At 37.2% G+C, this 25477-nt stretch carries 19 protein-coding genes; 2 read left to right on the top strand and 17 right to left on the bottom strand.

The annotated features are described in order from the left end of the window. Positions 1 to 23: 23 nt before the first annotated feature. The 3 genes from KI375_RS14975 to KI375_RS14985 form a co-directional block, all read right to left on the bottom strand. Positions 24 to 884: a pectinesterase family protein gene (locus tag KI375_RS14975; RefSeq protein ID WP_212974279.1), complete on the bottom strand. Its 861-nt coding sequence runs from the start codon at positions 882 to 884 to the stop codon at positions 24 to 26. Between the two features lie 18 nt (positions 885 to 902). Then, the gene (locus KI375_RS14980; protein ID WP_212974280.1) at positions 903 to 2243 is read right to left on the bottom strand and encodes a glycoside hydrolase family 28 protein; all 1341 of its coding nucleotides are present in this window, start codon (positions 2241 to 2243) and stop codon (positions 903 to 905) included. Positions 2244 to 2592: 349 nt separating this feature from the next. Then, positions 2593 to 3450, bottom strand: coding sequence for a helix-turn-helix transcriptional regulator (locus KI375_RS14985; protein ID WP_212974281.1), 858 nt, complete (start codon positions 3448 to 3450; stop codon positions 2593 to 2595). A 179-nt stretch (positions 3451 to 3629) separates the two neighbouring features. Here KI375_RS14985 and KI375_RS14990 point away from each other — a divergent pair, with 179 nt between their 5' ends. Continuing rightward, complete coding sequence (locus tag KI375_RS14990) at positions 3630 to 4946, top strand: ABC transporter substrate-binding protein (RefSeq protein WP_212974282.1); 1317 nt, start codon at positions 3630 to 3632, stop codon at positions 4944 to 4946. A 292-nt stretch (positions 4947 to 5238) separates the two neighbouring features. Here the strand turns inward: KI375_RS14990 and KI375_RS14995 are convergent, their stop codons facing one another. From KI375_RS14995 to msrA, 3 genes are all read right to left on the bottom strand, one after another. After that, positions 5239 to 6522: a Gfo/Idh/MocA family protein gene (locus KI375_RS14995; RefSeq protein WP_212974283.1), complete on the bottom strand. Its 1284-nt coding sequence runs from the start codon at positions 6520 to 6522 to the stop codon at positions 5239 to 5241. Positions 6523 to 6537: 15 nt separating this feature from the next. Then, on the bottom strand, positions 6538 to 7545 hold the full coding sequence (locus KI375_RS15000) for a dienelactone hydrolase family protein (protein ID WP_212974284.1): 1008 nt from the start codon (positions 7543 to 7545) through the stop codon (positions 6538 to 6540). A 299-nt stretch (positions 7546 to 7844) separates the two neighbouring features. Beyond that, entirely contained in the window at positions 7845 to 8801 is a 957-nt protein-coding gene (gene msrA / locus KI375_RS15005; protein ID WP_212974285.1) for a peptide-methionine (S)-S-oxide reductase MsrA, read from the bottom strand. Positions 8802 to 8975: 174 nt separating this feature from the next. Between msrA and KI375_RS15010 the strand changes: the two genes are divergently transcribed. Next, positions 8976 to 9563 (top strand): hypothetical protein, encoded by a 588-nt coding sequence (locus KI375_RS15010; RefSeq protein WP_212974286.1) that lies wholly within the window; start codon positions 8976 to 8978, stop codon positions 9561 to 9563. 66 nt (positions 9564 to 9629) lie between these two features. Here the strand turns inward: KI375_RS15010 and KI375_RS15015 are convergent, their stop codons facing one another. The 11 genes from KI375_RS15015 to KI375_RS15065 form a co-directional block, all read right to left on the bottom strand. After that, complete coding sequence (locus KI375_RS15015; RefSeq protein WP_207450375.1) at positions 9630 to 9962, bottom strand: L,D-transpeptidase; 333 nt, start codon at positions 9960 to 9962, stop codon at positions 9630 to 9632. A gap of 557 nt (positions 9963 to 10519) precedes the next feature. Further along, a complete protein-coding gene (locus tag KI375_RS15020) occupies positions 10520 to 10888 on the bottom strand; it encodes a cytochrome-c oxidase (RefSeq protein ID WP_212974287.1) in 369 nt (122 codons plus the stop codon). A 180-nt stretch (positions 10889 to 11068) separates the two neighbouring features. Next, positions 11069 to 13384 carry an alpha-xylosidase gene (yicI, locus tag KI375_RS15025; RefSeq protein WP_212974288.1) on the bottom strand — a complete coding sequence of 772 codons (2316 nt, stop codon included), beginning with the start codon at positions 13382 to 13384 and terminating at the stop codon, positions 11069 to 11071. 144 nt (positions 13385 to 13528) lie between these two features. Next, positions 13529 to 15196, bottom strand: a complete 1668-nt coding sequence (locus KI375_RS15030; RefSeq protein ID WP_212974289.1) for an ABC transporter substrate-binding protein — start codon at positions 15194 to 15196, stop codon at positions 13529 to 13531. A gap of 45 nt (positions 15197 to 15241) precedes the next feature. Continuing rightward, entirely contained in the window at positions 15242 to 16126 is an 885-nt protein-coding gene (locus KI375_RS15035; protein WP_212974290.1) for a carbohydrate ABC transporter permease, read from the bottom strand. 18 nt (positions 16127 to 16144) lie between these two features. Continuing rightward, on the bottom strand, positions 16145 to 17083 hold the full coding sequence (locus tag KI375_RS15040) for an ABC transporter permease (RefSeq protein WP_207450422.1): 939 nt from the start codon (positions 17081 to 17083) through the stop codon (positions 16145 to 16147). Between the two features lie 252 nt (positions 17084 to 17335). Continuing rightward, positions 17336 to 18343 carry a DUF4340 domain-containing protein gene (locus tag KI375_RS15045; RefSeq protein ID WP_212974291.1) on the bottom strand — a complete coding sequence of 336 codons (1008 nt, stop codon included), beginning with the start codon at positions 18341 to 18343 and terminating at the stop codon, positions 17336 to 17338. 18 nt (positions 18344 to 18361) lie between these two features. Next, on the bottom strand, positions 18362 to 19027 hold the full coding sequence (locus tag KI375_RS15050) for a DUF624 domain-containing protein (RefSeq protein WP_212974292.1): 666 nt from the start codon (positions 19025 to 19027) through the stop codon (positions 18362 to 18364). A gap of 15 nt (positions 19028 to 19042) precedes the next feature. Then, the gene (locus KI375_RS15055) at positions 19043 to 20563 is read right to left on the bottom strand and encodes a response regulator transcription factor (protein ID WP_212974293.1); all 1521 of its coding nucleotides are present in this window, start codon (positions 20561 to 20563) and stop codon (positions 19043 to 19045) included. Beyond that, positions 20541 to 22364 carry a sensor histidine kinase gene (locus tag KI375_RS15060; RefSeq protein ID WP_212974294.1) on the bottom strand — a complete coding sequence of 608 codons (1824 nt, stop codon included), beginning with the start codon at positions 22362 to 22364 and terminating at the stop codon, positions 20541 to 20543. The genes KI375_RS15055 and KI375_RS15060 overlap by 23 nt, the downstream gene beginning before the upstream one ends. 18 nt (positions 22365 to 22382) lie before the next feature. After that, complete coding sequence (locus tag KI375_RS15065; protein ID WP_212974295.1) at positions 22383 to 25283, bottom strand: glycoside hydrolase family 3 protein; 2901 nt, start codon at positions 25281 to 25283, stop codon at positions 22383 to 22385. Between the last annotated feature and the right edge of the window lie 194 nt (positions 25284 to 25477).

The raw sequence follows: 25477 nt of genomic DNA on the forward strand, positions 1-25477 counted from the left end.
ATCACAACTCCTTTGCTTTTGTATTATTTCACATGTACCCAAGAAGGACGTGCATGATTTTTACCATTTATTGAATGAAGCTCTTCATACTTTATCGTATCTAGACTTTCCTTTTTGTCCCATTCATTCCAGCCTTCTGGAGCAATATGTTCGCCTAAATAACAATTTTTAAAGGTTGTTTGTGCGTAATTTCTCCACGGTCTTCCTAAAAAGACATTTTCAACACTTGAATCAGCCGTTAAATAACAATTTTCAAAGATATATCCTTGATCTTGAGCTTTAGGTGTGGATGCTGCTGTGATAAAGCCCCCTTTCTTAGGTCGATAACGGCTCTTAATTTCACAATCTATAAAATGAGCCGCTGCTCCTCCGAAAATGAAGTCCACTGTCCCCGATATATAGCAATTTTTATATAATTGTTTACAGTAGGTATACGGCGATTCAACATTTACATTATTGGGTAGTGGCCCTGTACATAATGTATCCTGATGACCTTCTAATCTACAATGATGAAATTCGGCATGATGACAATAGGCAAATAAGGCAATGGCCTGACCGATATCTTCCCCTTGCCCTGATCGATTGATCATACATAAGTTCCTTACGATAATATTTTCACCTTCTAAGAATACTGCAGCTGTGCGAAATGTCCCGACTTCATTTCCATCCTCATGGATTTGCCGCGCATGCTTTTCACCAATAATCCTTACATCTCCCAAACCAACCATTTCAAAATTCGATAATCTAGCTTCCACAATTTCTTCATATTCACCTGATAGGATCAACATTTTTTTCTTTTCACTATCTGGTTTTTGCTCCAAATAATCAATTCCAGCTTGAATAGTAGAAAAATGACAATATGATTCTTTTCCTATTAAAATCATTGCAGCCCATCCTATTCATTATTTTTCAGCATTTGCTTCTTCCACTAATTTTTCCTTTTGCTTCGTATGGCGAGATTTACAATAAAGAACTTCAATATCCTTCGTATTCTCCAAATAAAATGCTGGGCCCTCGTGGTTCTCAATGGTGATATGTTCGAACAAAACATCCTTTGCAAAGCCAACATAAAACCCACGATTGGTCATTTTTTCTAGATTGGCCATCATCGCTGGACGTCCAGGAATGGCATTTTCCGCCATTGAAATATCTATATTTGAAAAAGTGATTTCTGCTGCGTATAATTCTGCTAATCCATAGATAAAACCTGCACAAGCCTGGATGTTTCGAGCTGTAATATTTGCAAAATGAATTCTACGGAAATGAGGTGTTTCTTCTGTAATAGGATATGGCTTTTTATCCCAAACATATTTCTCCTTCCCAAGCGGACCACAATAATAATACAAATTAATCACAAATGGAGACATTACATGATCCATCACAATATTATTTACACGGATATCTTCAACGATCCCACCTCGCCCCCGACGAGATTTTAATCGTATTCCTCTGTCCGTATCTTGGAAAATACAATTTGTGATGGTCACATTCCGTATATCCCCACTCATCTCGCTCCCAATCACAACTGCTCCATGACCATGAACCATTGTACAATTCGAGATAGTGATATTTTCACAGGACTCCCGTTCTATAGTTTCTTCTGTGCCTGCTTTAATGGCAATACAATCATCGCCCACATCTATATTGCAATTATTGATTCGAACATTTTCACAAGACTCCGGATTGATTCCATCCGTATTGGGGGAATTAGCTGGATTTTTAATCGATACATTATCAATTGTGATGTTGTAACTTCTGACAGGATGGACTGTCCAACTAGGTGAATCCATCATCCGGACATCTTTTATAGTAATCTGCTCACATGAATCAAAACTTATCAACTTCGGACGAAAATAAGCTGACTTATCAGTTTTAGTACGTTCCCTTTCCCACCATTTTTGTCCATTTCCATCTAAGCAGCCAAATCCTGTTACAGCAATATTTTTTGCCTTTTCCGCATATAAACAGGAAGCATGTACGTTTTGGGATATTCCCTCCCAACGAGAATGTACAACTGGATAATCTGATGGATTATCTGAGAATTTTAATCTCGCGCCAGGTAATAAATGTAATTCGACATTGTCTTTTAAATGTAAGGAACCCGTTAAAAATTCACCTGCGGGCACAATTATTGTCCCACCACCATTTGTGTATGCTTCATCAATTGCCTTCTGAATCTTTTCTGTCATAACCACGCTATTAGGAATCGCGCCAAACTCTGTAATATCATAAAAAATACTCATAATTAGTAAATCTCCCCTTCTATTCAAAACTAAGTCCTTATGATAAGACTTAAGCTTTTAAGATAACGCCTTCATAATAACGGATGATTTTACTATTCTCTATACAGATTTATGTTCTATTTTTACCTTTCTTTGCTTTTTTTGTTATCGGAACAAGCTATTGGATAAAGCCGGGAATACAAAAAAAAAACGTCAGCTCTACTAACCGTAGTATATTGGCTAGTAAAGCTAACTGCTCGCATATCTCCGCCTTTCCTTGTAGGACAGGGAATTTCCTATACTTCCAACATAAAGAGTATTTCCCTCATAACTTAATTTACAAGAATCTCTCGTTAACAAATATTTTTTCTTACTCCTCATAAGATAGATGCTTATTTTGTTTACGGAATTGTATCGGTGAGACACCTGTCATTTTTTTAAATGTCTTATTAAAATGTGCGATCGAATGAAAACCCACATTTCCAGCAATTGTCAGCACCTTTGCATCTGATTCGATCAATTGGCGTCTCGCCTCTCTCATCCGAACTGCTTGGACATATTCACTGAAGTAAAAACCGGTTACCTTTTTGAATGTCCGGCTAAGATAAGAGGGACTTATATAAAATTGTTCAGCAATTTTTTTCAATGTTAATTCCTCAAGATAATGTTGATGCAAATAAGTGGCAATTTCAGAGATTTTCTCATGCATAGGATGTTCATTTTCTGGTGGCGCTTGAAAGGATTGGCGATAAACTTGAATTAATAATTTTGTTAATAGTGCTTTTACATAAAAGGTGTAACCAGCCTGTTTTTTCTTACATTCCCTTAACATCTCAAAAATAAGTTGTTCGGTGTTCGGCTGCTCCCTTACTGGAAAACGTATTAGCTGAGAGCCATGTTGGAAAGGAAGCAGATGTAGGTCTGATGACAAAATATCTGATTCAAGAAAATCATGAGTGAAATTAATTAAAATTCGTTCGAATTCAGGGATAGATGAACTCGTTGTTCGATGGACATCGTGTGGATTAATAACGATAATATCGCCACTCTTGACAGTGTACACTTTACCATTAATAAAATAGACTCTTTCCCCTTTACGTAAATAATACAATTCATAAAAAGCGTGAGCATGAGGTGTAGGCATAGATGAGTAACCTTTTCGGCGCATGAACTGCATAGAAAAAGATTCATTCTCTAGATAATACTTTGGACCGAAGTTATCTACCATTTCATAAACCCTCCAATCGCTTCAAGGACAAAAAAAGCAAAGGAACTTAGAAAATTGAGCAAATTACTATATAGAGTATAGCATTCTAGTACTGTATTATGAAAGCGTTATCCTAAATGGTTAGAAAACATTAACAGAAGGGGTGGGTATAAATGAGGCAAAGGTTGTGGGGGCTACTCATGATATTTGGGCTAATGATCTTAATCGTGGGATGTAGCAGTACGTCTAGTGGAAAGGAAGTAGACGGGGCTTCTAGTAATAATGAAGAAGGCCAAATTACAGAGGAGGCAGATGAATCCGAGCAAATAGAGGTTTCATTGATGATCCACTGGGGAGAGAAAGAATTTGAAAACACTTTTAATCAACATATCAAAAAGGCTTTACCACACATAAAACTAACATATATTCAAGCAAGTGGGAAAGAGGAAATTGAAGAGAGCTTTGCCAAGGGACTTATACCTGATATTGCCATGGGAACAGATTTTGGAATGTTCCAAGAGCTTGAGTTACTTCGAGATCAGATGCCACTAATTGAAAAACATGGGCTTGATCTTAGTAAATATGATCAAGGAATAATCGAATCCCTAAAAGCTAATTCTCCTATTGGTGAACTTGATGCCCTTCCGGTTTTTAAACAAGGATATGTGATGACTTATAATAAAGATATTTTCGATGCTTTCGGTGTCCCTTATCCAACAGACAATATGACTTGGGATGAAGTCATTGAGCTCGGAAAACAATTAACAGGTGAAAAGGATGGTAAAAAATATTACGGCATCTTCCCGGGTAAGCTTGGCTTGCAGCAAGTAAGTACTACCCTAGTAGACCCGGAAACAAACGAACCTACGATCTTAGATAATAAAGAGTTACGTATTTTCCTAGAGCGCATACAGGAAATTATAAACATCCCCGGAAACCTTCCTGAAATGGAGTCAACAGAGGAATTGGCAGCATTTCTGCATAATGCGGAAGGTGCTGATACGGCATTTGATTATGCATTATTCCCATTCCGTGATCAAGCTAATGGTCTTACTTGGCGTGAATATGAAGCCGGTTTAAATTTTGATTGGGTCACATACCCTGTTTGGGGTGGGGATTATCCGGATTACGCTCCTAATGAACTATTAAATACTATGTTCGTGACAAGTCAAAGTGAAAAGCCGGATGCCGCCTTTGAGGTTCTTGCCTACCTAATGTCTGAAGACTATCAAAAGTGGTCCGTAAGCACAGGCGGGGGAACTCCTTTACTCGATAAGGAGGTGTATAAGGAATTTGGAACAGCATTAGAACATGCAGATATTATGGCTGAGAAAAATGTAGACGCATTATTTAAATTAGATAGTGCTCCAATCCCCAAAAGATCGCCATACGAGAGTGCATCTGTCATGATCAATGCGTATCAGCGACTTCTTGAGGGCGAAGATCTCAACACTGTTATAAGAAAGATGGATGATGAGACCCGAAATGTAATCGCAGAAATGTCCGGAAAAGAATAAAATCAATTTTTAAAGGGTGTATTGTATTTCATTCCATGCTTCTTTGCCAATTGTTTTAGCTCAGTTTCCCCATATTCGTTTAATTTGTTCACAATATTATGCTATAAAAATGCACCTCAAAGTTAGAGTGACACTTAACTTTTGGGGTGCATTACATTTCACTGTCTTTTAATGGTGAAAAAATATGGAGATCCGATTGTATTATTTGTACAAGCTTTATACCCATGTAGAATTCTTAAAACGATAACCTTACTGCCAGCTAATTCAGTATAAAAGGTATATCATTAGTCATTTAAAGCTTAATCAAATCGTCTATCTTTACAGCTTGCCCGGTCTTCAATGAGATGTTGCCTGCGATTCCAGTCATGATCGATCGTGCTCCATCAATATGGGAGGCTGCCCTATTAAATTCATCCTCTGTTGGTACACCAAATAGATCCTGCAACAAGACCACATCCCCTCCACCATGACCGCCTTTTCCTTCCTGAATCTCTACCTCATACGGCTTGCCAAACATCGGCAAAACTCGAATAGTCTTCTCTTTTAACTTCCCTTCATCCTCTTTACTTCCACCTGAATTAATATAAGATTGTTCCCTGACAACCACTTCTAATCTACCTTTACTTCCATTAAATGTGATAATAAATCCTTCCCATGGTAAATAGGCATTGAGTGAATAAGTAAGAATTGCTTTATTTTTATAGGTGACAAGGACGCCCAATGTATCTTCTATATCAATACCGTCACCAAAAACGCTTTGATCTCGTTGGTACCCATCTTCTTTTTCCGCATCTAAATACATCGCCTTTAAATGAGGATTAGCTTCTAAATCAATCGCAAATGGATCGTCTTTGGCATATTCGTTTCCGTGAGCACGTTGATAAAAGTTCGTCACACCGCGTGTTTCGGCATTTTCTCTTCCATAATACCGTAAACCACCAGAAGCATATACGGTTTCTGGGGAAGAATTCAGCCAAAAATTAACTAAATCAAAATGATGGGTAGATTTATGGACAAGCAAACCGCCACTATTGCGTTTATTCCGATGCCATCTGCGGAAATAATCAGCCCCATGTTGTGTATCTAATGCCCATTCAAAATGAACAGAATGAACGTCTCCGATCACTCCATCTCGAATAAGTTCTCTCACTTTTGTATTGTGAGGGGCATAGCGATAATTAAACGTAACCCGCACATTTTTCCCGGTTCGGTCAATTGCATCCAAAATTGCTTTGGTTTTTTCAACATCGACGGTCATTGGTTTTTCTGTAATCACATCACACCCCAGTTCTAAAGCACGAATAATATAAGTATGATGCGTTCGGTCAACCGTCGTGACGATAACATAATCGGGTTTTTCATTTTCAATCATCCTGGCAAATTCACTAGATCGATATGTCTGGATTTTTGGATGATCATATTTCTCCACTAGCAAACGATTCGCATAGTCCATTCTTATTTGATTAATATCGCAAAAAGCTAATAGTTCACAAGTATCCCTATAATCTCTTGCTAATGCGCCATAGAAGAATTCCGCCCTGCCGCCAGTTCCAATTAAGACATATTTTTTCTTCAATTTTTTCATCTCCTCTTATTTCAGTTGCTCAACTAACCAATCATAAGAACGCTCTCCACTAATTTCATGCCCGCCATTAAAAAGATGGGAGGCTAATAAATGCTCAACATCAAACGCCCGATACATTTTTTCCAGCTGTGTTAAAGCCGTTTGGACATGCTCCAAAGGAAATAGGGGATCCTCTTTCCCTGCTTCAATAAAAAGCGCTCTTGGTGCAATTAATCCGATTAGCTCTGGCATTTCAGCTATCTGTAAAATATTGGGGATATAATTGTCTAAACAATGCCTTCTATCGATAATGCTTCCTGCAAACGTATTCGTATAACCACTGATGACTGTGGCTTTTATTCTTTCATCTAAAATCGAAGTAAAAGCAGTGACAAGGCCACCACCCGATATCCCCATACAGCCAATATTGCTTGAATCAAATTCCTTTTGTGTTTCCAGATAGTCTATTACTTTTATACACTCGTGAACTCGTAATCCCGCTAGTGTTTTTCCATATAAAAGGAGTTGACTCGCCAAACGATAGCAAGAATTGTCACTAGGCTTTCCTTTTCCCTGATCTTCTTGTAGTTTCCTGTCACCGAACCCAATTAATTCCGGGGCAACAACGGCAAATCCCTTTTTGACCAAATCAACAGCAAAATCCTCATGATAGGTGGACTTCGCTCTAGCTGAGCCATCAGGGTTTAGACCAACCAATTCTTTATGACCGTATCCATGGCCATGAATTGCAAGTACTGTAGGCAATGGCAAAGTATGATGTTTCGGTATTAGTAGATAAATCGGCATTTTCAATGATGGCATCGTTGTCAATTCAATTCGATAGCGTGTATACTCTCCCATATCTACCTTTTCCAATTCCGTCACTGTTTGCTCTTCTGTATTGCTAGAAAAATCACCTAGTGCCTTTGCAACCTTTTCCTTTAACGTCTGTTTCCATTGTTTATCATATACTTCTGTTTGAACTGCCACTGTTTCTTTATATAACCGGTCCAAATATAAATCAGCAGACCACATAGAATTCCTTCCTTTCAAGTGTTTTCTCTGCCGAACTCGATGGTGATAACGCTTTCTATTTCAGTCGGATAACAACGTTGTTATTTAGATGTTATAGTAAATTGCTCAAAAGAACAAGTCCTTTTTCTACTTTTTAATATGTTTTTCTCTTATGTAAGAGGCTGAGACAAAACCGAATTACTAAATTCATATTCCCGCTCCGGAAATATACTTCGCTAAGGAAATGTATTGTTCTTGGAGCTTAACGTTTTAGTTATGTCCCAGCCTCTGCTCATAGCTTATTGGGTTAATGGCGAGAATTAACGAAACAAACTTAAAAATTCCTCATACCCTTCATCCTTTAATTTATCTTTCGGAACAAAACGAAGCGCAGCAGAATTAATACAATATCGAGCATGATCTGGACCAGGCCCATCATCAAAAACATGACCAAGATGGGAATCAGCTGTTTTCGAACGAACTTCAATTCGGCGCATGCCAAATGATGTGTCTAGGTTTTCCTTTAATTCCGAACGTTGAATCGGTTGTGTAAAGCTTGGCCAACCACACCCAGCATCATATTGATCCTTCGAACTAAACAATGGTTCACCAGATACGATGTCCACATAGATTCCTTCCTCTGTATTATCCCAGTACTCATTTTGAAACGGTGGCTCTGTGCCATTCTGTTTCGTCACTTCATATTGTAGTGGCGTTAGTTCTTTTTTAAGTTCTTCAGCCGTCTTTTGCTTTTTCCAATTTTCACGAATAAATTGCGCTCGTCCTGATCCCTCTTTATAAGCATTATAGTGGAATGCATTTTTTTTATAATAATCTTGATGACTTTCCTCTGCTTTGTAGAACGGAGCAGCTGGCAATATTTCGGTGACGATTGGCTTTTGAAAGCGGCCACTTTCTGCGAGCGCACGTTTGGAGACTTCCGCTTGTTCTTTTTGCTCTTCATTATGATAAAATATCGCTGTCTTATAGGAACTTCCTCGATCACCAAATTGCCCACCAGGATCGGTTGGATCAATCTGTTGCCAAAATAATTCTAATATTTTTTTATAAGGGAAAACACTTGGATCGAATGTGATTTGAACAGCTTCTACATGCCCTGTCGTATCAGAACACACCTCTTCATAAGTCGGATTTTCCGTATGTCCACCGGTATAACCGGAGATCACCTCTTTTATTCCAGGCTGTTCATCAAAAGGGGAAACCATACACCAGAAGCAACCTCCCGCAAAGGTTGCCAATTCATAAGCTTCAGCCATCTCTTATCACTCCTTCTTATATATTTTAACCATTTTCAAGCATATTACACTATCTGGACTTTTCTCTATTGTATCGCCCCACTTTCTAAAAAGCCATTGATCGATATAGAGAATATTCATTCAAATAGTGGGTACTCTAGATAACACATAATTAAAATTTTGGAGTACAAAACAATGACCTCAAAACAAACAGAACTTTTAAAGAAACTTGTAGAAATCGACCAAGATTTAATTCGTGTTGGCACGGAATATTGGAAAAAGTATTCTTATATTGACTCATGGCAATTTTGGGTAATTATTGCCACACTGATTCTCCCATTAATTTTCTTGTATTTTACCATTGATCGTAAGAAAATATTTCTTATAGGTTTTTATGGGTTTAATGTTACGACTTGGTTTGGTTATGCCGATACAGCTTTTATGTACCTCGGCTTGAAAAATTACCCATATTACGCAATTCCTTTCTTCCCATCTTTTTCATTTGAAGCTTCTCTGATCCCTATTTGTGCTATGCTTGTGTATCAATGGACATTGAATCATCAAAAAAATTATTACCTTTATACCCTACTCTTAGCTGTTATTTTTGCCTTTATTGTAGAACCAATTGCTGCCAGTATCCATCTTACTAAGCTTGGTCCTAACATGAACTTTTTTAAAATCTTTCTAATCTATATAATTGTCTTCCTGTTCTCGAAGGCAATTACGAGTCTTTTTCTTTATTTGCAAAAAAAATCTAAAGGCAATGAGCTTAAAAACAACTAATAATCCCCCTCATTCACTAAGTGAGTGAAGGGGATTACTTTTTAACACTGTGGCAGGTGACCATTCTTAATGAATTACAACCGGCGTTCCCACTGAAACTCGGTTTGATAGATCTAATACATCATGATTATACATTCTAATACAGCCATGGGAGACATTTTTACCAATTGAAGAAGGATTATTCGTTCCATGAATACCATAATGCGGTTTGGATAATCCCATCCACAGAACGCCAAATGGTCCACCAGGGTTAAGTTGTTTATTGATGATCTTATAAGAACCATGAGGTGTAGGTGTGACGATTTTTCCAATAGCAACAGGATAGGTTTTGATCAGTTTAGAACCATCAAATAGCTTGAGCTGATGCTTTGGAATCGACACATCAATCCATAATGCCATATCATCATCTCCTAGGTGTTTTGCGATATTGTATGAATAGAATGAAAGATGGTCCCTATAGTGAACAAAAGCGCAAGCGCCTTGATCTTAGGAAGAAAGGCTAAATTCGCGCCGTCCTGGCGCAACGCCTTTCTGACCAACTTCCTGTTGGCCTCCGACAAGCAAATGTTCCTGAACCTAGGAAGGGGCTTTTTCCCTTCATAGGTTCAGGGTTATTTGACCTCGAGGGGCTAGGCGCTGGAGCTGGATGACAAAACTCAAAATTACAACTTATCCACAAGCCAAGAATTTTATAGTTTCCTTAACAAGGACAAAAGCACAAGCGCCCGTTTAGCTACGTACAAACTTTTATAGTAAGGATGAACAGCTACAAACGCGCCGTCCTGTCACTTCGTCTGCACTAATACATCCTGTACGTCGCAACGCCGATGGACTCTCCCTTCTGCGAACCTCGAGCCGATGGCGCCTCAACTGCCTAGCCTTAAAGCACTCTTAAGACTTTCTTATCTTTCAAAAAAAGGAAAAGCATCCTCTCTTCCAAAAGGAAGGTAAGATGCTTAAGTGCGTAAATTCCATAAAATATTATAACCGAAAAAGAATACACCTAAAACGGTGAGGGCCCCGCCTATGGTCGCAATGGGGAAAAAGATCGGGCTTATACCTAATATGGCACAGGCAATGCCAATCATCATGATTGGTAATCCAATATTATGGAGCCAAAAATGAATCTTTGCCGCTACAGTCTTTTCAAGTTTTGGAAAATGAACATAAATTAAACCGATTATCCCAAGAGACATCCAACCAAGCAAATTCACATGAACATGAACAGTGGCCAACTTGAAAACATGTGTAGCAGACATATATAATCCAAACAAAAGACCAATTAAAAAATAAATGACTGCGATTTTTATCAATCTTACTCCCATGAACCAACCTCCTATACCATTCCTTAACAATCTATGATGAAAGGTTGGATGACATGCTTCTTTTTCTTAAGGCAGGAGCTATATACACATGCAAGGCTTGAAAATAAAAGTTCATTAAATAAAGGCATCCAATCGACGTCTTTTAGTCATTGGATGCCTTAGCCTCTGCTTGACACTATATTAGAATTGAATTTTAAAGCTCGTAGCAGATGAGGCTGGGGAAACTACCGAGCCCATTAATTCCTTTTTCCATTCACCTGAAGAGGTAAATGAGATTTCGTTTTGTCCAACAAAACAAACATGGTATAGTTTTTGCTTCATATTTGCTTGAATTTCTATCGTTTTGTCTTTGCGCATGAAAGTAATTTGTCCGACCTTTTCACCATCCATATTATGAACAATTGTGGAAACCTCTTTTCCGTCTTCTAATGCATACACGTAGAATGTCATATTATCAGCATAATCATACTCAGGGCTTGTTTCTCTTTCGCCCATTGGAATAACTGCATTCTCTTTTACAAATAAGGGAAGACTCATGTAGTCATATGTTTCTTTTCTCCATGTTCCTCCTTCTACGACTTCCCCTGTTAGGAGATGGCTCCATGTTCCTTTTGGTAAATAGTATGTGGCTAGTCCTTCCGCATTAAAAATCGGTGCAACAAGAAGCGAATCTCCAAGCATATATTGACGATCCAGTATATGACAAGTTGGATCCTCTGGGAATTCAAGTACCATAGCACGCATCACTGGTATCCCTGTATTCCGATTCTCAATCGCTGCATTAAATAAATAAGGCATTAAGCGATTCTTTAGCTTCGTAAAATGGCGAGTCACATTCACTGCTTCCTCATCAAATAGCCAAGGAACGCGATAAGAGGAGCTACCGTGAAAACGACTATGGCTTGATAGTAGTCCAAACGCTGTCCAGCGTTTGAAAACGTCTGAAGTCGCAGTACTTTCAAATCCACCAATATCGTGACTCCAATAACCAAATCCACTTAAGGTGAGTGATAATCCGCCACGTAAACTTTCAGCCATTGCTTCATAGGTTGAATCGCAATCTCCACCCCAGTGAACAGGGAATTTCTGACCTCCCGCAGTGGAAGATCGTGCAAACAGTACAGCCTGATCTTCACCTTTTTCTTCTTTAAGAAAATCAAAAACAACTTCATTAAATTTATAAGCATAGTAATTATGCATTTTATATGGATCGGAGCTATCATAATACACGACATCTGTTGGAATCCGTTCACCAAAATCTGTTTTAAAGGAATCGACCCCCATATCAACTAATCGTTTTAAATGGTCTGTATACCATTTGCAAGCTGCTGGATTGGTAAAATCAACAATTCCCATTCCCGCTTGCCATAAATCCCATTGCCATACATCGCCATTCACTTTTTTAATTAAATATCCCTTTTCCGTTGCCTCATCAAATAGCTTGGACTTTTGCGCAATATAGGGGTTAATCCATACACAGATCTTTAATCCTTTATCTTTTAAACGATTTAACATGCCTTGAGGATCGGGGAAATTATCACGATCCCACTCAAAATTACACCATTCAAATTCCTTCATCCAGAAGCAATCAAAATGAAATACGCTTAAAGGAATGCCTCTATCTTCCATTCCGTCAATAAAATGATTAACTGTTTCTTCATTATAATCCGTTGTGAAAGAAGTGGTTAACCATAGACCGAAAGACCAGGCTGGAGGCAAGGCTGGTTTCCCAGTTAAATCTGTATAGCGCCCAATGACTTCTTTCGGTGTTGGACCATTAATAATATAATAATCTAAATATTCGCCTGGTACACTGAATTGAGTTTTAGATACTAATTCTGAACCAATTTCAAAGCTTACTTGTTCGGGATGATTAACAAAAACACCATACCCTTCACTACTTAAATAAAAAGGAATATTTTTATAGGATTGTTCAGAGCTTGTCCCACCATCCTTATTCCAAATATCGACCGCTTGCCCATTTTTAACGAAAGGAGTAAACCTCTCTCCTAAACCATAAATTTGTTCCCCAACATTTAGGTTTTGCTGACCACGCATATAAGTTGTTTCTTCGGGCCCTTTAATCCAGGCAATTCCTTTTGCATCACCTTGATTTACCTTTCGATTTCCCTGATAGAAATCAAAACCAAAATGATTTTGATTAACTACTAGTTTCAAATCACCACTCGTAAATGATATAGCCTCATCTGTTTCTGTAATTATTGGTGTATTTTTCTCTTCTGCAAGATTAAAAAATGGTCCATTATTTTGTCCACCTTTATAATGCCAAGTTTGCACGCGGATCACATTTTCTATTGGTGAGGATAGTTTAACCGTTAATAAAGGTCCATCTAATGTGTCCCCCCTATGCTTAATATCTTTACAAGGTGTATAAAACGTGACGCTATCTTTATTTACTTCATAATCATGTACACCATGTGGATGGTGTATACTGTATCCTTCACGTACCATCCAATTTCCATCTGTAAATTTCATCTTACGAACCCCTTTTCAATTTCACAATAATTCAATATAGATATACATGAGGGGACTGTCCCTGCCAAGTCTGACATTATCACTCGCTATTCATTTAAGTGAATTGTCAACCCTTTCATCAGGACAGCGCTATTGATCATTCGCTTATTTTGTTCCCCATAATTTCATGGTATCTTGGGTAATTTTGGTCATTTCTGCATTTGCCTTTTCAATATCCATTTCAATCAGCTTGTCTTGGATTTCATCCCAAGCTTTATCGAAATCAGCAGGTTTACCAAGAATTGCTTGAGTTATTTTTTGTTCTGTATAATCATCCGCTTTTTGTTGAATGATTTGTAAATCACTATTATTTGGAATCGTATAGTTTGCAGCTGCACCGTGATTGGAGATTCCTAGTTCCTCCGTGGAAGGGAACCAATCAATCCAACTCTCCATTCCATATTCACTTAGCACTTCATTTTCCGCATCTGTGTATGTGGCGATGATATCATCTTGTGTATCTGGTGTTATTGAATTACCGTTTGAATCAACAGCACCATTTCCCCATTGTGGGAATGGATAGATATATTGACCTACCCCTGTTTTTTCCGCATATTTAGCATCTGTTTTTCTTTTCTCTCTGTCATCGTCCTGCAGTACTCTTTTACCATCAACTACATCATAATTCTCACCTTCAATTCCCCAATTCACAAGAATTTGTGCTTCTTCAGAGGCCATCCAATCAAGGAATTCAAATGCTTCTTCTTGATGTTCTGAAGTGGAACTAATTGAGATACCCCACCCTCCAGCAAAACCGTAGTCCTTTAGTCCTTGAGACTTATAATTTTCATTCAATGTAACGGGTAGTGGAGCATACGTTTTCCACTCTTTTCCATCTGCTTTCAATGCTTTATCGGCATCTTGATAATTCCAATCTTGGTCTGCAATTCCTAATACTCGACCAGAAGACAATTTAGCAATATACGTATCCTCTGTTTGTGTGAAAGATTCAGGGTCGAGTAACCCAATATCATTCATGTGATTTAACCATTTAAAATAATCTTTAATCTCAGGTATCATAAATTTGTATGTTGCTTCACCGGTTTCATCATCAATTGCCCACTGACCGTCATCCGGTATACCAAGGGAGAATCCGGCTGGATTTCCAACCGTAATGAGCCAGCGCCAATCACTACCTAATAAGGAAAGTCCAATTGTTTTTTGTCCATCGATTTCCGGATGTTTTGCAATATACTCTGTTAATGCATCTTCGTAGTCTTCAAGCGTTCTAATCTCCGGATAGCCTAATTCGCGTAGAACATCCAATTGTATAGACGTTGTTCCACTTGTCTCCCAAAAGGCATTTTCTACACCATAGGTTCCTACTTGATAAATACTTGGATCATCAAGGGAATTTCTTAATCGATCAAATTGATCTCCATACATTTTTTTCAGATTATCGCCTTTTTCTTCAATTAAGTCATCAAGCTTAATAACACCACCAGCTTCGATTAATTTTCCGATATCCCCTTTGGCAAAAATCATATCTGGGTATTCACCACTGGCAATCATTAATGGAATGGCCTGCTCATCCCCGCCAACTGGATGTTGGATGTCCAGTTTGATCCCTGTTCTCTTTGTAATTTCCTGAGCAACTGGATCATCAAATGATACATCACTATTCAGATCCGCATTAAAGAATGTTAATGTAATGGGTTCATCAGATTTTGAGCCTCCTGATGACTTATCTGTGTCACCGCTACATCCTGCAAGAGCAACACCTACAAATAAAACCAACATGGTTGACCACAAAGGCCATTTACGTTTAAACATTTTAATCCCCCTCATTTGTTATATTTATATCAAAAAATTGATACCTTACTTAACAGCTCCCAAAGTTAATCCTGTGACAAAATATTTTTGTAAGAAAGGATAGACCATCAAGATCGGAACAGTGGCAATGATTGTAATGGCCATTTTTAAAGACTGTGGATTAGTTTGTTTAGACACAAATTGAGCATTTTGTGAATTGATATCACCGCCAGATGAACTAGCATTATCTAATATTTTCATTAATTCATATTGCAAAGTTGTTAAGTTTTCATTTGATCTTGCATACAAATAAGTGTCAAACCAACTATTCCATTGTCCAACAGCTAAAAATAAAGAAATGGTCGCAATCACAGGCAATGATAATGGTAAGATAATGCGGCTAAAAATTGTAAAATCATTCGCTCCATCCATTTTCGCTGATTCTTCCAATGCCTTAGGTAGATTATCCATGAAAGAGCGGATAATAATTACATTAAAAGCACTAATTAACATCGGCAAAATATACACCATAAAATCATTGACAAGACCCAAATTCCGTATCAACATATAATCTGGAATCAATCCACCGCTTACAAACATTGTCAGCACAAGTAAAATTGCAACCGGCTTATTGAAAACAAAATCTTTCCGACTTAATGTATAGGCAAGCATTGTACTGGCAATAATTCCGGTTAAAGTTCCTACGACAGTTCTTGTCACGGACATGATAAAAGCTTGTAAAAGACGATCGTTACTACCAAAAACTTCTGTATAGTTTGCAAATGTAAAGTTTCTTGGCCAAATATAAATTCCCCCTTTAGCTGTGTCGACAGCATTATTCAAGGAAATAGCCAATATATTAAGGAAGGGGTATAGCGTAATAATAATGACTATAATCATGCAGATCGTTAGAATGAAATCAAAAAGCGTGATTTTCTTAAAGCGTTTCATTTTTGTTTTCTCCTTATCTTAATAGATTCCGCCATCCCCAGTTTTTCTCGCAATATTATTACAAATGACGATTAAAACGACACTAATAACCGATTTAAAAATCCCAATAGCGGTACCGAAGGAATATCGGAACATTCCGATCCCGTAATTTAGCGCATACAAGTCAATCACGAGCGATTTTTCAGCAACAATATTATTGCCTAATAGCATTTGTTTTTCGAAGCCAATATTAATTAAGTTTCCGATATTTAAAATTAATAACACTATAATAACCGGTCGAATACTCGGTAATGTAATATGCCACATTTGTTTCCAGCGACTGGCACCATCCACTTTTGCTGCCTCATATAATTGCGGATCTACCCCTGTCATCGCTGCCAAATAAATGATCGCATTCCAGCCGGTTTCTTTCCATACATCAGCTGTCGTGACAATTCCCCAAAACATATTCGGACTTGACATAAATCCAATGGGTTTGTCGATTAAATGAGTCGCCATTAATAAATTATTTACTATTCCTTCTGGAGCTAACATCGTTGTGACTATATTCGCCACGATGACCCATGAAACAAAATGGGGTAAATAAGAAATCGTTTGCGTTAATTTCTTGAATTTTAGTAATCTTACTTCATTAATAAGTAAAGCAAAGGCAATCGAGGTAGCCGTCCCAAAAATGAGGCCAAGAGCCCCCATTCCTAATGTATTTGTTAATGCTTGGTAAAAGATATCCTCTTTAAATAGTACTTTAAAATGCTTTAAACCTACCCAATCTTGATCAAAAAGCCCCTTAGCAGGTGAATAATCTTGAAAAGCCATCGTCCATCCGGCGAGAGGAATATACTTGAAAACGATTAACCAAATGACAAATGGAAGAGACATTAAGATTAATGCCTTTTGACTTTTGATTTTTTTCCACGTATTATTTAATGGCTTATTTGTTTTCCCTTTCAATTCCATAGCTGTTTTTGCCACATTTTTCCCCCCTCATCTACCAAATAATCTAATCAACTAATCCCTTATCTAGTATGCTAACTGAAATCGTTTTCCCTTTATACCTATTAAAAAAGTGTAAATTTCACGTAAAAATTAGACTTCTGCTTATATTCTTATTCATACAGCTCCGCCTTGCGGAATTTCGTTTCCTAAAACGATAAAGAAGCATTCGATTATTACTTTTGAAAGTAAGAATCAAATGCTTCTCTGCTGGTATCATGTTTGCTTGATCTTTTCAAGCATATTTTTAAAGACCGATTTTCCCAGTAAAAAATCTGCTTTTCCATTCAAAAATACCGCAAAGTTGTCCTGATCATAAGATACAAGTTCCACATTTATCTCGCTTTTATCCCCTTGGTCATCTCGAAAGATCGTGTAAGTCATAGTGGCTTCAGGAGTATGATACGTCGCATTCTTCACAACATCATGCACAGATAAGCCAGCAATATCTTTATATAAATTTCTAAAAATATCTTCCCCTACCTCTTGATCATTAATAAAAAAGACTGGAGATCCTTGTCCATCCTGATCAAATTGATGGTCAATTTTAATGACAATTTCCTGATCTCCATCACTAATTTGCAATTGATCCAGCACGTCGATTGCAATAATTTTTACGAATTTCTCGACCAGCTCAAACGCTTGTAATTGGTAAGGCTGTAAAACATCCTCCACAATCGTTCCAACTTGCTCACTATCACTTAATTTTGCATAACGTTTCCCGTCCCCAGTCTGATCACCAAGAATGAGGGTTTCCTCCCCTTCTTCGGATTGAAAAGTTAGTTTCATATCCGGCGTTTCTAATCCATACATTTCAAGATTTTTTTCCTCGCCAATGATTTCTTCCCATTCTAATTCCTCTATCCCATATATCATGTTGACAAGTGGATTATATTTCACACTATAGGAATTTCGATAAGGTTGATGTATATACCATCCACTCAAATTAGTTCGAACTTCTTCCTCTGAATAAGGTGAATCAGGTGAGAGTTCAATAGTTTCTTCAGCATCCTGAAGTGTGATGTGGTGAACTTGATCTGGTTGGATCGAAAGAACCGGCTGTGCTTGCTGATTATCCCGCGTTTCCCCCGCATTTTCTTCTGATTCCCGAGAAACCTGTTCCCCCGATTGGGATTCCTTTTTAGCTAAGATAACCAATAAGGAGCTGATAATCAGAAAAAAAATAATCAATAAACTGGTTGTTTTGATAGTAAGTCTTCGCAAAGTTGTTCCTCCATCCTCCTATCCTTTAGACATTTTCGACTCTAAATAGCTTAATGGTTGTTGTAAGTTTAACATCACAAAATAACCAATTAAGCTGATCGAAAATAAAACGCTAATACTCGGGAAAGTCCAATAAATAATGCCAAAGGCGATCAGACTAGTAATATTTAAAAGAGTTGCTCTGAAAAATTTGAAAACGGAATAGATCGAAATAATAAAGAGATTCTTCAATTTCACTTCAAATCTTGAAATAATCGGAAAAGCATAAATCATCATAAATACACAGACAACGAGCAATAGAAGAAATACAGGTGAAAAAATATTGCGGTTATTCGTGGAATAACCAATATCAATCGCCAAAATTAATAAAATGGTTAATTGAATCAACCAATATTTCATCGTTGTCCAAAAGTTAAGTGTATAGGCTTTAAAAAAGTCCTTTGTGACTTGAAGGTCTTTCTCTCTTACTAATTTTCCCATCGTTGAAAGTACAGCTGTTATTGCCGGCCCCATTGGGATTAACGTAATATAGAACAATAGAATATTTTCAAACACGAAGTCGGCTAAGTAAAACACGCTAAGAAATAATAGGTTAGATAGAATAAAGTAAAGATTCGTCATAAAAAAAAAATAAAGATACTTCATGATTATATATGCCGGTCTGTCGGTCACTGGTTTAGCCATGTTTATCCCTCTTCATTAGCTGGTGATTCCCTTTCGCTGTTTCATTTGATATTCCTTGGGACTCATATTTTCATACTGCTTAAAGTTTTTATAAAAATAATCAGCATTGGAATATCCAACTAATCTGGAAATCTCATTCACTTTGTATTTGTCACTCATCAATAATTCCTTCGCTTTGTAAATCCGTACTTGATGCAAATAAACGTTAAAATACTCTCCCGTTTCCTTTTTAAATAACTTTCCTAAATAGGCACTATTGTAATGGAATAAATTTGCCACATACTTTAAGCTGATATCTTCATTAAAGTAAATATGAATATATTCTTTCACCTTATCAACAATATGCCCTTTTGTTGGGGAACCACCATGGAGCGATTCACTAATTAGCAATAGTTCATTCACAATCAGTTGCATGATGCTCTGAAGATTTATTTGGCTATTTATTTTATTTTCCCACACATTTTTATCGACAATATTTATATCTAAGTAGTTTTCTTGGATAAAATCAAATAAAGAAACACACCATTCAAAGAGCTCTAATTTAATTCTTTCTTTTGAAAAGTGGCTGGTTCGGTAATAAAGTTCTAACTCAGAAACTATCTTTTTAATATTCCTTTTATCGCCAAACTCTATATAATGATAAAGCTTTCTTCTATTTTGTCCCTCATCTGGTTTCTTCATAACTTTCGTACAAGTTGTAAACTCCTGATAGTGCAAAATCTGCTTCTCACTGAAGCAAAAATGGAAATTCCTTAATTCTTTTATTTGCTTGTAAGCAGTGAATAATGCTTCTGGTCGGTCGATTACACTTGCAATCAGCAAAACAATTGTCTGGTTGCCATTTTCTCGAAACACCTTTCTCATTTTTGCCAAAAACAGCTTCATAAAAACAGGACTGTTCTGAATGAACAGCAAATGGTCAAAATCATCTTTTCTAATTAATTTTATATGTTCTGTATTTTCAGCTACCTTTTCCTTTAACCATGAATTATTACTTTGCTTCAAGTCGCCGCAAATTCGAACAAGCTGTAATTCCTTTCCCTTTAATTCTCTTAGTAAAGGTTCGTCCAAGTCGTCTTGCTTTCCCTCCAATAAGGCCCTTAATGTCCATTCCTCATTCAGTTTATTATAGGAAGCTAGTTGATCCTGTAGCTTCTGTTCCTCAATCCTTTCCTGTTCAATTTTACCAAGAACTTGGATTAACTCTGTTTCCACTATTGGTTTTAGTAAATAGTGCTCAATCCCTAAACCCATTAGTTTCTTCGCATAAGAAAAACTGGAATAAGCGGTTAAAATGATAAATTTAGTAGTGAAATTTTCCTTCTTTAACTGGCTAATAATATCAATCCCCGACAATCCAGGCATCCGAATATCAAGCATCACTAAATCCGGCTGATGTATACGAATCTTATTTAGACCATCTCGGCCATTGATCCCAACATCACAAATTTCGTAACCAAATTCATCCCAAGGGATGACATGCTTTAACCCTTCTTGGATAATCGGTTCATCGTCAATGATTAGTAATTTCCGCATCTGAATCCGGTCCTTTCTTTGAAGGTAAGAACAATGTTACAACTGTACCAATCCCATGATCACTCTCAATATCGACTCCATATGCTTCACCATAGTATAATTTAATCCTTTTATTGACATTATTCATGCCAATCCCACTACTGTGTCGCGTGTTGTCCTCTGATTCATCTAATCCTTTCTTTAATAAAATTAAGGCATCAGATGCGATTCCTACCCCATTATCTCTGACTTCGATCACAAGGTTATCAGCTGTTTTGAACACCTTAATTTTTACCATACTCGCTTCCATTTCTTGATCGATCCCATGAATGATGGCATTCTCAACAACGGGTTGAAGCAGTAATGGGAATATGTAATAGTCTTGAATATCACATTCAATGTCAATACTGAAATTAACCCTTTCACCAAAACGCATTTTCTGAATTTCTAAATATGTTTTGATTAAGTTAATTTCAGACTCTAATAAAATCGGTTGATCAGAGACTTCTAAACTGGATCGCATCATTTGACTAAGCAACATAACACTTCTTGCTACCTCTTGATCTTTACTAATCAACGCCTTCATACGAATCATCTCCAATGTGTTATAGAGAAAATGAGGATTGATTTGGCTCGCTAACATTTTAAATTCAGACTCTTTTTGTCTTCTTTTCCATTGTTCTTCATTAATTTTATGAATATATACTTCATTGATCAGCTGTTTAATACTATCAGCGGTCACCACTAAATCATCATACGCCTGCCCAATCTCATCACCACCCAAACTCCGCTCCTTGATGGTGAAATTTCCTTTCGCTATATTGTTCATGGCATTTCGAAGCAGATGGATCCGTTTGTCGAATGATCTAATAAAGAGACCTATCAGCGTGATCGAAATAATCAAACAAATCATCACAATCAAAAATCCATTATATAAAACGGTTTTTGAATCTTTAATCACATCATCAATCGGAATTAATGCTGTAATTTGGATTTGATTTTCTAGAGTTTTGCTAGGCTTAAAAGATCGTAAATAAATTTTATATTTTTCTTCCTTAAACTCTGTATCATAAATAATCGATTCTTCTTGTATATCGGCCTTTTTAATAAAAGAAGGCTCTTGTCCTAAATAACTCGGGTCCTTGCTATGAACAATTTTTTTATTATCTAGAGAAACAAACACATCAAATAACTCACTTTTCGAAATGGCTGTCAGATTATTAGGGGAAATCTCAATCGCTAAAACCCCTAATAATTCACGATCATCCCCATAAACTGACCGGGTCAGTGTTAGGTAGGCATTTTCCGTCCATTTGTCTTGCATATATTCCCAAGAAATCCGTCCTTGTCTCTCGACTGCATTTTGATACCAATCCTGATTCCTAGTCTCTTGATCTGCATAGACAAATTGCGAATTTGTAATCATTTCCTTTGTCATATAGAATCGAATATTTTCAATTTCATTGTAATAGCGTAAATAATTAGTAAAGATCGGATAGGCGGCATAAGCGTTATAAATTTCAAGATTGTTTTTGTATTCCTGTCCCAACACCTTCTTTAAATCATTACTAATGTAGATTTGATCTGAGATATTAATAGCTCGATCTAAAATGGTATTTAATCTCATTTCTAGCTTATCAACATTTGCATTCACTTCATTAATCGTATTATTAAGAACAACATCTCGCATACTGTAATTTAGGTATAATCCAATCAGTAGGATAGGAATGACAGTTACAACTAAATAAATGCCTAATAATTTAATTTTTACCTTTTTATTGGTAATCGTACCAGTTAATTTTATAAGATATTTCACTGCCATCACCTGACCCCCTAGACTTCAGATGATCATATCAACTACACCGAAACCATGTTTTTTTCTTAATGATATGCGCTTCCATTTCTCTCCCTCAGAACCATCTCTCTTTTTTAATTGTAATGTGTTGATTGAGACAGGTCCTTCCATTACGATAAATAGATCGTGTAAGTCTGCAATAGCTGTAAATGGCAATTGAACATCGATCCACTCTCCAGGATAGCTGACTGTAAATTCCTTCTCCGTTACTACCGCATGCTCAATCCGATCGATGCTCAGCTTTACTTTTCCAGGTCCTCCATCTGTAGTCACGCGCAATGTCAAGCAAAGTTTTTCAGCAATCATCTCAACATTTTCAAATGAGATCCATCCATTCAATCGATTTGTCACACAATTGAGACCATTTTCACCTTTATCCAGATATACACTGGCATAATCATTATAATTTTCAGCTTTCGTTACTTCTTTTAAGGAGCGGTGTGTGATATTATCCCCCTGAATTCGAATAAATTCTTTTAATCTTATATCTTCACTCGATGAACCGACAGAGAGAATACATGAACCTGTTTCTAACGTATATTGCTCTTCATTCACGTTCCAAACCAATAATTGATCCGCTTTCATTTTTAATGAAATTGTCTTTTTTTCAAAGGGATGCAACTTTATTTTCTTAAAGTCTACCAGCTGCTTACGTGGCCTTGGAAGAGCTGAACCTTGAACTGTGGCATACAATTGCACTACCTCATGGGTGGGATGCTCACTTGTATTTTCTATGCAAACTTGAGCAGAAACCAATTCGTTTTTTAAAAGCGTTGTTGTATCAAGTTGTAATTGATCATATTTACAGGTTGTATAACTTAATCCGTGACCAAAAGGGTATAAAACTTCTTCATCAAAGTATTGATACGTCCTTTTCGACTTTATTATATCATAGTCGAAAATTGTCGGTAATTGTCGAACGCTTTTATACCAAGTCATACTTAATTTTCCAGATGGTACTTCATCGCCAAATAAAATGGAAGCAATACTTTCCCCAAGCATTTGTGACCCATGGGAAGAATAGAGAATAGCAGGGATATGTTCCTGTGCCCAATTCACAGCTATGGGATAGCTACTAATCAGTACTAAAACCACATTATTATTTACCTTGTATACCTCTTCCAATAGTTTTTGTTGCTGCTTTGGCAGGATAATATCAGAACGATCCTCTGTTTCTCTACCGTTTAGCATTGGGTTATTCCCTAAGCAAACAATCGCCACATCGCTCTCTTTCGCAGCTTGGACCGCTTCATTGATACCTGATGATAGAATTTGCTTCTGAAAAACAGCTGGTTGGCTTCCTATTGTCAATCCATTGTCTTCTGTAACCTTTAATGATTCCCCCTGCCATGTGGATAGATGGTACATTCCCTTATTTTCATCTACTGGATGAAAGCCTATTTTTTCTCGAATAAACCAATTAAAAACCTCTTGACTATTTGCCTTAAACGTTGCATCCTGTTCGTTTTGGCATATATAACGCTGATTGGCTACATTTTTCAACAGATTTCCATTCCACCCCCATTCCTCTATCTCAAAAATATCTTTTTCTCCAATAGAATTAGCTTGAAATACTATTTTGTTATCTGCGGCCATTGTCATATAAGCTTCCTTGTCTAACGATTTCAGCGCTATTTTATCATTTCCTTTAACAAAGTTAACCATATAATTATGACATTTATTTTGAATCCCCATTAAAGGGGTAATTTGATAGGGAGAATAGCCTGTATACCAATCGCGGTAGACAATATCTGCCGTTGGCCCAATGACTGCAATTTTTTTTAGTTTTTCTTTTTGAAGTGGAAGCATCTGCCCAGCGTTCTTTAAAAGAACGATCGATTCATTCGTCGCTTCAAAAGCTAAATCCGCGTGTTCTTCAGAACATAATTTAGTTTGGTCCATTTGGAAATAAGGATTTTTACTCGTGTCACCATCAAAATGGCCTAAGCGGAAACGAACTTTTAACATATTACCAATCGCTTCGGTTAGCTCCTCCTCAGTGATCAATTGTTGTGTCAAAGCTTGCCGAGCCGCTTCTTCCACTCGTTCCTTATCATCTACAAAGCAATCAATTCCTTTTTTCAAAGCATCGGCTAAAGCTTCGGCGAAGGAGGAATAATACCCATATTCCTCAACATTCAAAGTCAATGCTCCGCCATCACACACAACAAAACCATCCATTTTCCATTGTTCCTTCACAATTTCCTTTATTTCTCGAATTTGCATCGCCGGAACACCATTAACCCCATTATATGCCGTCATCATTGACAAAGCCTTTCCTTCTTTAAAAGCAGGTTCAAAAGCTTTTAAATAATACTCATATCGATTACGGGGGTCAATGCTGTTTGAAATCCGCTCTCTGCCGTACTCGTTATTATTTCCATAGAAATGCTTAGGAGCTGCTACTAGTTTGATATAAAACGGGTCCTCTCCCTGCATTCCTTTAATCAGTTCGGTTGCTAGTTGCCCTGTTAAATAAGGATCCTCCCCGTACGCTTCTTCAGTCCGCCCCCATCTCGGATCACGCTCCATATCAATCGTTGGTGCCCACAGGGTTAAACCTGTTTTTTGTTGATTTTGTTCATAAAAAATACGCGCCTCATCGCCAATAACACTACCGACCTTTTTCATTAGCTCGCGATTCCATGTACTAGATAATCCAATCGGCTGTGGAAAAACGGTCGTCTTTCCTCCCTTTCTATCTACAACCCCATGAGCTGCTTCGCCGCCAACCTGGTATTCCTTGATATCTAAACGGGGAATGGCACTTTGTGATGTTGATAATAAGCTGATTTTTTCATCTTGCGTTAATAGCTCAAGTAAATGGGTTATTCTTGCTTCCAATGGCTCATTTATATCTTTGAATACTTGCTTTTGCTCCTTCATTGCTTTCCCCCTTATGATTTTGGTAGCTTGCCACAACATTTTGTCCATGGGCCACTTTTAGGTTTTGTTTTCATAGAACTTTTGACACCTAATATTAGCCGTTTACTCAAATGAACATCGATCGTCAAAACGCTTTCACAAAAATGATACTATTAATGATAGCACAGGGATTCATCAATAAATACACAACAAAT

This window comes from Bacillus sp. J14TS2 (assembly GCF_018333015.1).
Lineage (GTDB): Bacteria > Bacillota > Bacilli > Bacillales > Bacillaceae_C > Lederbergia.